Consider the following 15,229-nt stretch of genomic DNA (forward strand, 5'->3'; position numbering starts at 1 on the left):
ATTTTCTTACAGTACAGCTAACAAGGTGTTAATAACGCAGGCTTGTTCCTTATCTGTCATCAAAGGATAGAGTGGCAAGGTCAATATCTGTTGATAAAATGCCTCTGCTTGTGGGAAATCACCTTCTTTAAATCCTTGTTTTAAATAGTAAGGTTGAAGATGTACAGGGAAATAATGCACATGTACTTGTACATTTGCAGCTCTCATATCGTTGAATAGCTGCTTTCTTCTTGATGCGTCATTTAGGCGGATAATTTGTAAATGTCTGGCACTTTGAGTATTTGATAAAGGCTCAACCCAGCAAAAGGGTAATCCAATGAGTTCTTTACGATATATAGCGGCTAGTTCATTGCGTTTCAACACAAAAGCACTAAGTCTACTGATTTGCGACAGACCAAGTGCTGCCTGCAACTCCGTCATCCTATAGTTAAATCCCAAGGCGTGTTGTTCGTAATACCAGTCCCCTTCATCAGGTCTTAACATTTTATCGGGGGCTTTAGTGATACCGTGGCTGCGGTAAAGGGCCATTTTTTCAGCTAATTCTGAGCTGTTTGTCATGGCCATACCGCCTTCGGCGCTGGTGATAATTTTGACGGGGTGAAAGCTAAAAACGGTAATATCAGAGTATTGGCAGCTACCCAAAGGGTATCCATGATAGCTCCCGCCAATTCCATGCGAGGCATCTTCAATGATGTTAAAGCTATATTGTTCAGCAAGAGCAGCGATCGCGGCCATATCACAACTATGGCCACATAAATGTACAGGGATAACAACCTTAGGGAGCTTTCCTATCCGAGCCGCTTGTTCTAATTTCATTGCCAATGCATGTGGACAAAGATTACCCGTTAGAGGATCCACATCGACAAAATCAATCTCAGCCCCACAGTAAAGCGCGCAGTTTGCCGAGGCGACAAAGGTAATTGGAGAAGTCCATACTATATCGTTTGGCCCAACCCCAAGAGCGAGACATGCAATATGTAAGGCAGAAGTCGCACTATTTACTGCTACGCCATAGCGAGCTGAACAATAGGAAGCAACTGCTGACTCAAATGCAGGAACCTTAGGCCCTTGAGTCAAATAATCAGAATTAAGCACTTCAATCACAGCATCAACATCAGCCTGATTGATGTCTTGTCGGCCATAGGGGATCATGCAACGGTATCCAGTTTAAGAATTTCAGCCTGTGTTAAAAAATGTGGATTAGTGCCAGAATTATATTCAAATCCCATCGGCACAGCCTGCCCCTTCTCTCCTAAAGCATTGGTACAAAAGTCTGTTTCACGCCCAAAAAAACGAATACTTGGCGTGATGACAAAGTGGTCATCAAATTCAATCGTATGATGGGAGTCATCCCCTGGACACATGACCTCATGCATTTTTTCCCCGGGACGAATACCTACAATCTGCTGCTCCAAACTCGGCCCATAGGCTGCGGCAAGATCAGTGATGCGTATGGAAGGAATTTTGGGTACGAAGATCTCTCCGCCCTGCATACGGGAGAAGTTTTTTAAAACAAAATCAACACCATCCTGAAGAGTAATCCAAAAACGTGTCATATCGGGATGGGTAATGGGTAGCGAAGTCGCGCCATTGGCAATCAGTTGTTTAAAGAATGGCACAACTGAGCCACGTGACCCCACGACATTACCATAGCGAACAGCAGCGAATCGGGTTTTGCCATCTCCTACCACGTTATTGGCGGCAACAAACAGCTTATCGGAGGCCAACTTAGTCGCACCATATAGGTTAATAGGACTTGCGGCTTTGTCTGTTGAGAGGGCGATAACCTTCTTAACATTATTACTGATGGCGGCACGGATCACATTTTCGGCCCCATGGATATTGGTTTTTATGCACTCCATCGGATTGTATTCGGCAGCGGGAACCTGTTTAAGTGCGGCGGCATGGATCACAAAATCCACATCTTTAAAGGCTTGCTTTAGGCGATCACCATCGCGCACATCACCGATAAAATAACGCATACATGGCGCGTTAAACACTTGCTGCATCTCATACTGCTTTAATTCATCTCGGGAAAAGATGATCAAGCGCTTCGGTTTATACCGTTCGAGAATGGTTTTGGTGTATTTCTGTCCAAATGACCCCGTGCCACCCGTAATCAAAATTGTTTTATTATCAAACATAGAGTTCCCCACTCACGATTTAAACCTTCGATTAGCTACTTGTGACAACGATGAGCCATTTCGTCAACTCTCCAACTCCTACAAGATCCACGCCAACAATCCTCTTCGGAATAAAATGATCTGAAATGTTATGCATACAAGCCACTTCATTATAGGCAAATATCGATAAAATATAAATTTTTTATATACTTATTGCTAGATACCTAGCAAACAAAAGCTTTATAGCTCAAGCAAGGTACCAGCCTATTAGTGTCAATTTTTTGCTGGAACATATTTTGCTAAGCCCTAGCAACACTTGCTTAGATAACGTATGAAGTGACATCATGCAGGCGTTTCATCCGTTTAATCGCTCAGTTGTTCGCTCTACTCGAGGAAAACATGCAACTACAAGCCCACATCTTGAATAACTTTGCGATCAGTCGCTTTAACGAATACTACTTGCCTAGTATTAATCGCCATACCTTTGAGGGTATTGACTCTAAAACCCTTTACAATCGTCGTTTCAGGCAATCATTTTCTCAACAAGATAAGCTGCATATTGTGGTAGGCATGGATTCTGGACTACTGGCCAACTACGTGTTGGAGCAGGATCTCCCCATCGGCAGCAAATTTATTTTTGTTGAATTAGATGAAGTCATGCCCTTATTGGTCATCGATATCCCCGCAGACAAACAATCTGCAATCAGCATTGTTAATGAAGCCAGTTTTATTGAGTTAATGGAACATGATGAATTTAAAATCTATCTCATCAAAGGCCAATATGAAATCCATCAATCTTTAGGCGTTGCATCCCAGCACTTAGATGCCTATATTGCCTTATTCAATCGCATTGAGACCAAGATTCAGGATGATTATTTCACCCATAGGATCGGTTTTACCCAAAAAATCTTTTTTCAAACCCAGCTTAAAAATATCGCCGATAATCAAATACCAGCCCAAATACTACGGAATACATTTAGCGGGAAAACCTGCTTAATCATCGCAGGTGGCCCTTCCCTTGACGAACATATCGATTGGATAAAACATAATAACGACAATTTATTTATTATCGCCGTCTCACGCATCGCGGGAAAATTGGCCGATAATGGCATATCCGTAGATATAATTACCTGCGTCGACCCTCAGGATTTTAGTTTCGACGTAAGCCGTGACATGTTTAAATTAAGCCACCAAACCTTGTTGGTTAATTCCTATCACGTCAGTCATAAAGTCCTTTCCCAATGGAATGGCCCCAAAGCCTATTTAGGCCAACGCTATCCTTGGAGTGGCAAGCATGATCATGACAATATCATCACCGTCGGCCCAACGGTCACCAACAGCTCAATCCGCTTAGCGATCGAGATGGGCTTTACTACCCTATTGCTAAGTGGTGTTGATTATTGCTATTCAAAATCCGGTTATAGTCATGCAAAAGGTACGGTTGAGGCCAGCATTGGTCCAAGTTTAGGCTGTAATAATAAATGGGTAGAAACCTACGCAGGACAACCCGCTGAAACTCCTATTCAGCTCATTCATGCAATGGAATCCCTAGCTGAAGAAGCCAAGACCTATCCCTATATTAGCTTTATTAATCTATCGATTAATGCAGCTAAAATTGAGGGTATTGTTCACATGCCAACAACGGCAATAATGCTTTCATCCTTTACGGATAAATCCGTCATTGAGGTGATCAACGAGGCGACTCCCGATACTGGGGATGACTTAAACTCAGCAATACAAGAGTGCAGTAAAGCCATTAGCCAATTAGAAACATTAAGGCAGTTAACTAAAAAAGCACTTACGCTTGCCAATACACTGAATGAGGATCCGCAGGATTCCTGCTTAACGCTGGATAAAATCAACCAAATAGAAGAAGAGATTAATCTTCACTACGCCACACTGTCTCGGTTGATTAAAACCTATGGTTATTTTGAATTTTCGCACTTTCTCACATCGAGAAATACGGATAGTTGGACACAATCCCATATCAATGAAATGACGCTAAACTATTATGAAGCCTTCAATACGATATGCCATGATATTTTAGAACTCGCTAAAAAATCCTATGACAACCTTCAATTTCGACAACTCGAATTAAATTCCACCTCATTAACACCGCTTGCACCCATTTGGTTGAAAAAAACTCAATCAGGCCGTGTTTATATTTGGGATAAATACCATAAACATCCTACATTATCTGAATCCGAGCAGGTGATATGGAATGAATTAACAGAACAATTTTCTCAGGATATTACTCTAGTAAGCCCAGTCTATGTTGAGGCATTAAATAAGGCGTCTACTGCGGAAAATATCTACACAAAAATCATGACGCTTTACGCCATGAGAAACAATCAAGGTCTATCGATAACAGTAGAAAACCTACTGCCATTCGTCGATGGCAATCCAGAATTGCAAAGACTGCATCACTTGGCTCTCGCGTTACAGCTCAGCCTAGAGCAGCAATATCAGCAAGCCTTAGATGCACTATTAGCATTACCCGAAGATCTCTGTACTGAGATGGAATTAAAGCACCTTATTTTGCTTGCACTCAAACTTGAAAAACTCGATCTCGCCGAGTCAACCCTTGTCAAAATTTTGGCCTACAGTGACGAGTATATGCCGCAATATGCGCATATCCTTAAGCTATGCGGAAAAATTCAAGAGTCAGTCAACATCTATCTAGACTACTTAGAAAAGTATGCCTCAGATACTCAAACGTGGATAAAACTTGGCTTATTTATGATTGAACTTGGCCAAGCTGAAGGCGCACACACTGCGTTTACCAATGCCCTCAATGCCGATCCGAGTAATCAGGTAGCACAACACTACGCGGCAGAACTCACTCGAATCATGGCTGAAGCACAATAATTAAAGATACCGAGCGGTAATATCTCCGCTCGGTGGTTTTATTATTTATTCCTCAGACCTTATAATGAGCCCGTTTTAGTCTTGTCATTTGCTAGGAGATTTTGTTTGGCACATACCTATATACCTTTAGACACCTATCGCCGTAAGTGGATTTTTAACCACAAAGACTTACCTGTCAGCGATGAAGACAAAACTTGTATCCTGCCATTAACGGATAAAAGTGCCATGCTGGTGTGGAATCAGTGGATTAGCAATAAAAGCAACCGCGCCGAGCAATTTACTAAAGGGGATTGGGCGGCTAAAGCCGATGCATGGACACAAACAGATCATTGGCAAAGCGCATGGGATAGCGAGGATAACAGCCTACCCGAGTTGTTGGCAGAGTTTATTCAGTGGCCAGAGGATACTCAGGTCTATTTTTGCTACGAAAAATATCAAGTGATAGAGACTCGTTGGGATGTGTTTGTCCGCAATTGGAAGTGCTTTTTGTTCTTTGATGATGGTCCAATTCTGATCTCTCCAAAACAAAAACAAGCCGTCATGTTTGAACAGAACGGCCAATATAAATTAGGTGTTCGTGGCTGACCCTGTCCACCCAAAAGCCAAACTGGTCGAATATTGCTTAACTCATATCGCTTTTTTACCGTGCTAGACAAGAGAAAACAGTCTTGTTTGGCCTAAATAACCAGCGATAGCTTGCACAGATAAGGCTATCGCTCCTCTTTGGTTTCGATTAGTATCGCTTCGCAATCTACAGATAAATCCCCGTTTGAGTAATCAAGATTATTGATACGCTCAACGGCCATAACTAAAAAATATGAGGTGTATGATGAAGTTACTCTCAACTCTGACGCTTACCACTGCTTTACTTTTCCCACTACTGACTCACGCTAAAGAGGTTTCCGGAGTCCAAGTTGCTGACAGTATCACGCTCGATGCTCAGACACTGCAATTAAATGGCGCAGGGGTACGTAGCAAATTTTTTATGGATTTGTATGTGGGGAGCCTGTACGTGCCTACCCCCAGCAACACCACCGCAGAAGTGATCAATGCCCCAGTTGCGGCGATTCGTCTTAATATCACCTCAGGAATGATCACCTCAGAGAAAATGCGTGATGCAATTATCGAAGGCTTTGAGTACGCCACGGCCGATAATACCACGGATATTCAGCCACAAATTGATGCGTTTATGGCGCTATTTAAGGATGAAATAAAACAAGGCGACCAATTTACCTTAGTCGCCAACAAAAGCCGTGGTGTTACCGCCTATAAAAACGGTCAAGAACAAGCCACGATTGAAGGGGAAATGTTCCGCCAAGCCTTACTCAAGATTTGGTTAGGTGAAAAACCTGCCCAGGCAAGCCTCAAAGAGGCTATGCTGGGCCAATAATCAAAATCTGAACTCGAGATCCAAGGCCGCAGCGCCTTGGTTATCGAGATCAAGGGCAGCTTCATCGGTCACTTCTAATTCGCCGTTAAAATAATAGCCCGCGTAGAGATTTAACGCGATTGCCGGTGTAACGCGCCAACCGGCTCGCAGATAGCTCACCCATTCATTGGTTTCGACTACCGTTTCATCATCGGCAATTAAAAATCGCTCCGTGCGGCGCGAATTACCCAAGCCCACGTTCCAAGCAGGATTGAACTGATAGCTGAGTTCCAATCCGGCTGGCCCACTAAACCCAGCTTGGAAAGGGTTTGCTAAACGCCAGCTGTCATTAATCTGCCAGCTCACGGCAAGGTAAGGCAAAGTGCGCACTTCATCTATGTCGTTCAAGTAAGCCACACCAAAACCCAGCATATTTCCCGACTCAAAGGCATACATCGCCGACGCAACCACGCCATAACTCTGTGCATTACTGGCGGACGCGGTATCGGCATACGCATATTGGATTTGTGGTGACAGCATAAATGACCAATGCTTATCCATCCGATAATTAACAGATACGCTCGCACGGTAGCGGTCAATATTTTCCCAAGTGTCACCCGCATCACTAAACAACGCAGCCGTATTATTGGCGCCTGTTAAACGAATATTACGCCAATCGTAGTCAAGTCTGTCGTAGCCAAGTCTCATCCCAACGGACCATTGTTTGCTCAAGGGCATAGTAACGCCAGCGTTAAGTAACAGGCTATCCCGCTGCAACTCTGTCTCACCATTGGCAACGTTGGCACTCTGGGTACTAATTTGCGATACGCTTAACTTAAACGGTTTATATTGCGCTTGCTGACGCGACTCAGCCGCAACGGCGGAATAACTCAAAGACATTAATCCCAATCCTATGCACACTAGGCTGGTTTTTATGCTAACTCGAGAATAAAGTGGTGTCGTCACGCTTGCTCCTTGCATTACTGTGAGTAATTTGTTGCGAATAATACGCTCAATTTAAGACAAAAGTTCACTCTTTTCGAAGAAGATACAAACTGATACTAAGCGTTTGATGCTGTTACACTCGGTAGGCTTTCAAGAACATTTCTGCACAACCGCGAATATACTGTTCACGTTCTCCCACTAAGTTATCCGCCTCCAACCCAAGCTCCAACCTTAGCTTTAGCTCACCAAAAAGCATCAAACACAAACGTACTGCACAGTGGTGCGGCTGAGCAAATCGATAGCGTCCAAGTGCTTCTACCGCGACTAAATAATCAGCCATTAATCCTACAATATGCTTAGGTCCAGCCTCAAAAAACAAGCGTGACACTTCAGGGTGACTTTCCGATTGTGCCACACAGGCTTTAAACACCGTTATCGCCTCAGGGCTGACAATCATCTCGCCAAATTGCAAGGCAAACTCGGTAATGGTGGCTTCGGGTTGGCTTGGATCACTCAGCAAGTCATCATTCAAATTGTGACCCACGCATTTCGATTCAATCGCCGCCACAAATAGCTCATCCTTACTGCCATAGTGGGAATAAACGGTTTGCTTAGAAACGCCCGCCAATTTAGCGACTTCATCCATACTGGTATGGGGAAACCCCTGGCGGCAAAACAAGTCCATAGCCGCAACCAGCACTTGCTGTTTCTTTTGTTCACTTCGGCTCAAGGGGATATCAGAAGACTGCGTCATATCATTACTCAAAAATCGATATCATTAATTCGTCTTAGTTAAGCACAAAATAGACTAGACAGTCCAGTTTTACGCAACTAGACTAGCAAGTCTAGTTACATAAAATTAACCTAATGCTTACAGAGTAAGGATTGTGATGGACATAGCTGCCCGACGTTCTTGGCGTGCAATCGCCCTTTGTGTGATTGCCGCGACTACCTTAACCGCCTGCCAAAAAGAAGTCACTGAGCACGCTAACACAGCCCAGTTACAAAATGTCATCACCGCGCCTTTGCGCTTATCGCCAAGTTATCAAAGTGAGCAAGTGTTCACTGGCACCATTCGCGCAGGTAACACGACAGGGGTTGGCTTTGAACTATCAGGAAAATTAAGTGAACTGAATGTCGATAGTGGAGCCAACGTCCGCCAAGGGCAGGTTCTAGCCAAACTTGATACTCGCTTGCTTGAAGCCGAGCGCCAAGAAATCCAAGCAAGCTTAGCGCAAACTCAAGCTGATGTTGACCTTGCCACCAGCACACTCAAGCGTAATCTAGAACTAAAAAAATCCGGTTATGTCTCAGAACAATTGCTCGATGAAACTCAAACCCAACTCGCCAGCCTAGAAGCGGCTAAAAAACGCCTGCTCGCCTCGCAACATGCTAATCAACTCAAACTCGACAAATCGCACTTACTTGCCCCCTTTGATGGCATCATCAGTCAGCGCCAACATAATTTAGGGGAAGTGGTTGCCGCGGGTAGTCCCGTCTTTACCTTAATAGGCAATATAAATACTGAGGCCTATATCGGTGTTCCCGTCGCCATTGCAAACCAATTCTCCACCGGACAAAATGTCAAGGTTACTGTACATAATCAGCCATTTACGGCAAAAATTGCGGGAATGAGTGCCGAGGTCAATCCCATTAGCCGCACTGTTCAATTGCGGATCAGTCTACCTGAACACGCCAGAGTGATTAATGGGGAAATAGCCTATTTACATCAACAACAAACCGTTGAACAAGCTGGTTATTGGGTACCGATTTCAGCACTGATTGATGGTATTCGAGGGCGCTGGAATATCTATGTGGCGGCTCAAAATTCAACAATCAAAGCGTCAGATATCACTCAACGCCACATCGAGCGACGCGATGTCGATATCCTCTACACCACGCAGGATATGGCTTATATCCAAGGTGCTATTAAAGGCGACGAACACTATGTGACTCAAGGCTTGCATAAGTTAGTCGTTGGCCAAGCCGTTTCCACACTCGCGACAACGAGGTAATCATGATTAAAGCCTTTGTCGAAAATGGCCGCCTAGTCAGCCTAGTGATCGCCTTGCTTTTAGTTGCCGGATTTGGGGCAATGTCCAGCTTGCCACGCACAGAAGATCCGCATATCACCAACCGCTTTGCCTCTGTGATAACCCCGTATCCAGGCGCATCCGCTGAACGGGTAGAGGCATTAGTCACTGAAGTATTAGAAAACCAGTTACGCCGCCTTGGGGAAATCAAACTGATTCAATCGACCTCAAGACCCGGTATTTCAGTGATTCAATTAGAACTCAAAGACACTGTAACAGATACCGATCCTGTGTGGTCTAGGGCGCGGGATCTGCTGGCTGACGCCAGAAACAACCTACCCGATGATATACAAACACCCACCTTAGATGACCAAGTGGGCTACGCCTACACCGCCATTTTAAGTCTAGTGTGGAACGATAGCAGTCAACCTCGGGTTGATATGCTTAATCGCTACGCCAAAGAATTACAAAGCAGACTCAGACTCTTAGCCGGGACGGACTTCGTTAAACTCTACGGCGCGCCTGAAGAAGAAATTCTCGTGCAACTTGATGGTTATAAGATGAGTCAGTTGCAGCTGACTCCGGGGACTATCGCCAACATTCTGCGCAGCGCTGACAGCAAAATTGCGGCAGGAGAGATTAATAACAATCATTTTCGTGCATTAGTCGAAGTATCTGGTGAACTCGATTCCCAAAGTCGCATTCGCCAAGTGCCACTAAAAGTGGATAGCGCTGGGCAAATCATTCGCTTGGGCGATATTGCGACAATCAGCCGTCAACCTAAAAGCCCTGCAGACAGTATCGGCCTCGTCGATGGTGAGCAAGGTGTTTTTGTCGCGGCACGTATGCTCAACAATACTCGCGTCGATATATGGCAGGGACAAGTCAAAGAGTTGGTCGATGAATTCAATATCGATCTACCCGCAAATATCAAAGTGGAATGGTTATTTGAGCAAAACAGTTACACCAGTGAACGGCTTGGTGGACTGGTTATCAACCTCATACAAGGGTTTGTAATTATTCTCAGCGTGTTACTGCTAACCCTAGGGCTGAGAAATGCCATTATCGTTGCCCTATCACTCCCCCTGACCGCACTCTTTACTTTGGCCTGTATGAAATACATTGGCTTACCCATTCATCAAATGTCAGTCACAGGTTTAGTGGTAGCCCTAGGGATCATGGTGGACAATGCCATTGTGATCGTCGATGCCATCGCCCAGCGCCGCCAACAGGGTATGAGTCGCCTAAACGCCGTGACTGAGACCTTACATCACTTATGGTTACCCTTAGCTGGCTCAACGATTACCACTATTTTGGCCTTTGCTCCCATCGTATTAATGCCGGGCGCTACAGGCGAGTTTGTCGGCGGCATTGCGATGTCGGTAATGTTTGCTCTGTTTGGTTCCTATTTAATTTCCCACACTTTGATTGCCGGACTGGCGGGACGTTTTAGCCTTGAAGGTAAACAACCGATTTGGTATCAGCATGGGCTCAATCTGCCTTTAGTGAGTGATTACTTTCAAGCAAGCCTTAATTTTGCGCTGAATCGCCCACTGCTCAGTGCCATATTAATCGGCACCATTCCGCTGTTGGGTTTTTATGCCTCAGGGAAAATGACCGAGCAATTCTTCCCACCATCGGATCGGGATATGTTCCAAATTGAGTTATATCTCGCGCCCCACGTCAGTCTAGAAAATACGCTAAGCCAAGTGCATTTGATGGATAAACAATTGCATCAAATCGAAGGCATTACCCAAGTCGATTGGGTTGTCGGGGGAAATACGCCTTCGTTTTATTATAATTTAACCCAGCGCCAACAAGGCGCGACCAACTATGCACAGGCAATGGTAAAAACCATCGATTTTGAGCGTGCTAACGCCCTTATACCGGCACTGCAACAACGTTTCGATAAAGCCTTTCCTGAAGCTCAGGTGCTGGTACGCAAACTCGAGCAAGGCCCGCCCTTTAATGCACCGGTCGAGTTGATGATATTCGGCCCAAATCTGGAAACGTTACGCACCCTCGGTGATGAAATCCGTCATATTTTGGCCGCTACGCCCGATGTCATCCACACCCGCGCAACCTTGAGTGCAGGGTCACCAAAGGTATTACTGCAGGTGAATGAAGATGCCAGTTTAATCAGCGGACTAAGCCTGACCGATATCGCCAGACAAGTCCAAATGTCTACAACAGGAGTGATTGGTGGCAGCGTATTAGAACAAACCGAGTCGTTACCTATCCGCGTGCGTTTAGGCGAGAGTAGCCGTGAGCAGGCGAGCCGCTTATCGGAAATCCAACTGATGACACCTTCTGGCACAGCAGTTCCGTTATCTGCACTTTCACATAATGAAGTACAGGTAAGCCGTGGGGCAATACCAAGACGCAATGGCCAACGGGTCAATACCATCGAAGCCTATATCGTCAGTGGTGTATTACCCGCCCAAGTCTTAAATGATGTTAAAGATAAAGTGGCTGCAATCAAACTGCCGGCAGGCTATCGGATTGAAATTGGCGGAGAAAGCGCTAAACGCAATGAAGCGATAGGTAACCTACTGTCAAATATCATTTTAGTGGTCACCTTATTACTAGCAACCGTGGTGTTATCCTTTAATTCCTTTAGGCTCACGGCCATTATTTTACTCAGCGCATTACAGTCGGCAGGACTAGGGCTACTTGCAGTATTTGTGTTTGGTTATCCCTTTGGCTTTCCGGTCATCATCGCCCTACTCGGCTTAATGGGGCTGGCAATCAACGCTGCCATTGTGATCTTAGCTGAGCTCGAAGAGTTACCAGCGGCAAGAATGGGCGATAAGGCGGTCATTGTTAGCACAGTGAGCAGTTGCGGCCGTCATATCAGCTCAACCACGATCACCACTGTAGGAGGTTTTATTCCGCTTATTATTGCAGGTGGCGGCTTCTGGCCACCCTTTGCGATCGCTATCGCGGGCGGCACCTTGCTGACAACGCTGTTATCACTCGTTTGGGTGCCCACTATGTATCTACTACTGATGACAAAGCGCCATTCGACACAAGCAGCGACCTTATCTCCTCAAATGGCATCATGAACCAAATATTGATACAACTTATCTTTAAGGTGGAGCCGCTCTAATTTTAAGGCCACAAAGTGCTCATCATCAGTGGGCACTTTGGTTAACTCTAAAGCGCGGATTTTGTGGTCTAATTCGTGGTAGCGCTGCGCCATAGTCGCAAAGATCATATTATTTTTTTTAAGGTGACGAATGTGGTCAGCAAAATCTGGAAACTCATAAATTAACGCATGATTTTCGCCAAGCATAATGTCACTCCTTGTTGTCTTGTATCGACTCAATTGCGATAGAGCATGGAAAATCTGCTATTTGATCTCCCACAAATATCATCCTGAAACACCTTTTCCATCCTTAAGAACGACATTCCAACCTTTTAGAATTATGTAAAATTATTGTCAACATCAATCGACAATATGTCAGCGAACTATCTATACATAATAGGAAATATTAGACCCAAATCAAGACCATGACGTAAAACTTAGGTTAGATTAGCGTTAACCTTCACCCTATAGGATCGAACAATGAATTATAAAAATTGGCCTATTGCAAAACAAATCGGCACCCTCGCGTTTGTCCTTACCCTACTCGTTTTCTGCATATTGGGGACTCTCTCCTATAAATCCGCTTCAAATGTACTCGAAGATAAAGGCATCAGTGCCATGAAAGCTGAGATGCACGCAGTATCTGATATGCTTGAGTTGCAATACGATAGCTTGTTGCAATTAGCAAGACGCAATGCCGATGTGTTTAAAGGAATGTATCCCGGCCAATTTAGTCTGTTAGATAAAAAGGTCGATGTACTCGGGGTGAACACGCCTGCACTAATGCATGAAGCGGAGCAGCTTAACGCCTCAAAGAGCAAAGTTGACCGTTTTGCTAACCTCACGGGCGGTACCGCTACCGTATTTGCTCTGTCAGGGGATGACTTTGTTCGCATAGCAACCTCCCTTAAAAAAGCCGATGGCAGCCGCGCCTTAGGCACCTTTTTAGGAAAAAACCATCCAGGTTATCCAACCTTGATAAAAGGGGAGATTTATGAAGGATACGCCAAACTTTTTGGTAAGGACTATATGACGGTCTACCGCCCCATTAAGGATATACAAGGACAAGTCATTGGGATCTTATTTATCGGTTTTGAAATCACCCAATCCTTAAAACAATTACAAGAAGCGGTAAATAAAATCACGCTAGAAGAAAGCGGCCATTTTCTGTTAATGCGCAAAGCTGATAATGTGCTCGTCGCGCATCCCAAATTCAATACTGGCGAACCAGTAACAGAGTCAATGCTTGATGGCCTAACCCTCAGCCAAGCCACACAAAACCAAGCCGAATGGCGCTATGCCAACAGTAAAAACCAACCAATGTTTGCCTACAGCCAAAGCGTTAACGGCTGGAACTGGATGCTGATTGGGCAAGTTAACGCCAATGAATTAAATGAAGAAGGCCTGCTGTTATTAACCATCAATGCCATAGTAGCCGTATCGGGCATAGTGTTAATTACAGTGCTGCTGTCCTTGGTGCTACTGCGTGCACTTAAGCCTTTACATGCACTACAGCAGCACATGGAAATCATTGGTTCAGGGGACTTTAGTCATCATCTACCACCATCGGCATTTGATAGTCAAAACGAAGTCGATAAAATCACAACTAGCGTCTCCAACATGTCATCGGAATTACGGCAATTAATCAGTGCCCTGCAAACATCAGTGCAGAGTATTGAGCAGCAAGCGTCAAAAGCGCAGCGAATTGCCAAACAAAATGGCGAGGAAGCTCAAGCGCTAATGCAACAAACAGATCAAATTGCGACGGCAATCGAAGAAATGTCAACATCAATCCGCGATGTCGCAAATCATGCCCAAGAGGGGGCCAATCAGAGCCAGCAGGTGGACATCGCCGCCAAAGAAGGTCAACAGCAACAAACACGGTTGGTACAAGACTTACTGAAACTAAGCCAACAACTCAACAATAGCCATCAAGCCGTTGATAAAGTTAGTCAAGAAAGTGAAGCAATCAGTAAAGTCACGGAAGTGATCAACAGTATTGCTGAGCAAACTAACCTACTTGCCCTCAATGCGGCTATTGAAGCAGCCCGAGCGGGTGAACAAGGGCGAGGTTTTGCCGTGGTTGCCGATGAAGTTCGCACTTTGGCTCAACGGACCCAAACATCGATTCAAGAAATCGGTCAAACCATCGATAAACTGCAAACCCAAGTCAAAACGACAACGAGTCAAATGGCGCAAAGTCATCAACTCGGTATCGCCTCAGCAAATCAAGGGGAAGAAACCGGTCATCAACTTGAGGAAATTAACCGCAGAATCGCTGAGCTTGCCATCAGCTCACGTAATATAGCCTCCGCAACCGAGCAACAAAGTAGCGTCGCCCAAGAGATCACCCACAATCTGCATCAAATCAGCGAGCTGGCTAATGAAGGAGAGCACAGAGCCGCCGAGACAGTCAATTCAGCGAATGAGTTATCTTCCCTCGCCATTGCGCTTAAGCAGCAAATTAGTCAATTTAAGGCCTAAGTCAGACTAAGCCCCATTCAAATACCGTCCATCTGGACGGTATTTTTTTACGTTATTTAGCGCTCTAATTTCCACTGATAAAGTGATCTCGGTAAGCGCATTTCTAGCACATAGCACATAGCACATAGAAAAAATCACAAATATCCCAAAGGGTTGGGCCATTTTCTTATCAATTTGTGATTACTGATTTAGCAAGCTTCAAATCAAGCGGGTTTATCCTCCATTATAGAAAATATCAGCAATAGGCTAATCCCCAACTGGTTGAAGTTAGTGCAGATAATATATCGTCGGCCGCGAAACCTACCCGCAAATACGCAGC

General features: G+C 44.9%; 11 protein-coding genes. 6 read left to right on the plus strand and 5 right to left on the minus strand.

Features of this window, described 5'->3' with window-relative positions:
* Positions 1–6: 6 nt before the first annotated feature.
* Positions 7–1,152 (minus strand): UDP-4-amino-4,6-dideoxy-N-acetyl-beta-L-altrosamine transaminase, encoded by a 1,146-nt coding sequence (gene pseC, locus H9J30_RS01725; RefSeq protein ID WP_240129416.1) that lies wholly within the window; start codon positions 1,150–1,152, stop codon positions 7–9.
* Positions 1,149–2,144: a UDP-N-acetylglucosamine 4,6-dehydratase (inverting) gene (pseB, locus tag H9J30_RS01730; protein WP_047534019.1), complete on the minus strand. Its 996-nt coding sequence runs from the start codon at positions 2,142–2,144 to the stop codon at positions 1,149–1,151. Before pseB ends, pseC begins: the two co-directional genes overlap by 4 nt.
* Positions 2,145–2,522: 378 nt before the next feature.
* On the opposite strand from pseB, the gene H9J30_RS01735 reads away from it, so the two are divergent.
* From H9J30_RS01735 to H9J30_RS01745, 3 genes are all read left to right on the plus strand, one after another.
* Positions 2,523–4,991: a motility associated factor glycosyltransferase family protein gene (locus H9J30_RS01735; RefSeq protein WP_240129417.1), complete on the plus strand. Its 2,469-nt coding sequence runs from the start codon at positions 2,523–2,525 to the stop codon at positions 4,989–4,991.
* Positions 4,992–5,096: 105 nt separating this feature from the next.
* Positions 5,097–5,576, plus strand: a complete 480-nt coding sequence (locus tag H9J30_RS01740) for a DUF2947 domain-containing protein (protein ID WP_240129418.1) — start codon at positions 5,097–5,099, stop codon at positions 5,574–5,576.
* Positions 5,577–5,820: 244 nt separating this feature from the next.
* On the plus strand, positions 5,821–6,381 hold the full coding sequence (locus H9J30_RS01745) for a chalcone isomerase family protein (protein WP_240130043.1): 561 nt from the start codon (positions 5,821–5,823) through the stop codon (positions 6,379–6,381).
* Here the strand turns inward: H9J30_RS01745 and H9J30_RS01750 are convergent, their stop codons facing one another.
* Together H9J30_RS01750 and H9J30_RS01755 are read right to left on the minus strand one after the other, a co-directional pair.
* On the minus strand, positions 6,382–7,260 hold the full coding sequence (locus H9J30_RS01750) for a DUF6268 family outer membrane beta-barrel protein (protein WP_240130044.1): 879 nt from the start codon (positions 7,258–7,260) through the stop codon (positions 6,382–6,384).
* 178 nt (positions 7,261–7,438) lie between these two features.
* Positions 7,439–8,059 carry a TetR/AcrR family transcriptional regulator gene (locus tag H9J30_RS01755; RefSeq protein ID WP_240129419.1) on the minus strand — a complete coding sequence of 207 codons (621 nt, stop codon included), beginning with the start codon at positions 8,057–8,059 and terminating at the stop codon, positions 7,439–7,441.
* A 136-nt stretch (positions 8,060–8,195) separates the two neighbouring features.
* Here H9J30_RS01755 and H9J30_RS01760 point away from each other — a divergent pair, with 136 nt between their 5' ends.
* Both H9J30_RS01760 and H9J30_RS01765 read left to right on the plus strand, forming a co-directional pair.
* Positions 8,196–9,320: an efflux RND transporter periplasmic adaptor subunit gene (locus tag H9J30_RS01760; RefSeq protein ID WP_240129420.1), complete on the plus strand. Its 1,125-nt coding sequence runs from the start codon at positions 8,196–8,198 to the stop codon at positions 9,318–9,320.
* Between the two features lie 2 nt (positions 9,321–9,322).
* The gene (locus H9J30_RS01765; protein WP_240129421.1) at positions 9,323–12,403 is read left to right on the plus strand and encodes an efflux RND transporter permease subunit; all 3,081 of its coding nucleotides are present in this window, start codon (positions 9,323–9,325) and stop codon (positions 12,401–12,403) included.
* Here the strand turns inward: H9J30_RS01765 and H9J30_RS01770 are convergent.
* Positions 12,388–12,633, minus strand: coding sequence for an HP1242/YdcH family protein (locus tag H9J30_RS01770; protein WP_240129422.1), 246 nt, complete (start codon positions 12,631–12,633; stop codon positions 12,388–12,390). The genes H9J30_RS01765 and H9J30_RS01770 overlap by 16 nt on opposite strands.
* Positions 12,634–12,906: 273 nt before the next feature.
* Between H9J30_RS01770 and H9J30_RS01775 the strand changes: the two genes are divergently transcribed.
* Entirely contained in the window at positions 12,907–14,910 is a 2,004-nt protein-coding gene (locus H9J30_RS01775; protein WP_240129423.1) for a methyl-accepting chemotaxis protein, read from the plus strand.
* Positions 14,911–15,229: the final 319 nt, after the last annotated feature.

Origin of the sequence: Shewanella cutis (genome assembly GCF_022410515.1) — a bacterium.
In the GTDB taxonomy this organism is placed as follows: Bacteria; Pseudomonadota; Gammaproteobacteria; order Enterobacterales; family Shewanellaceae; genus Shewanella; species Shewanella cutis.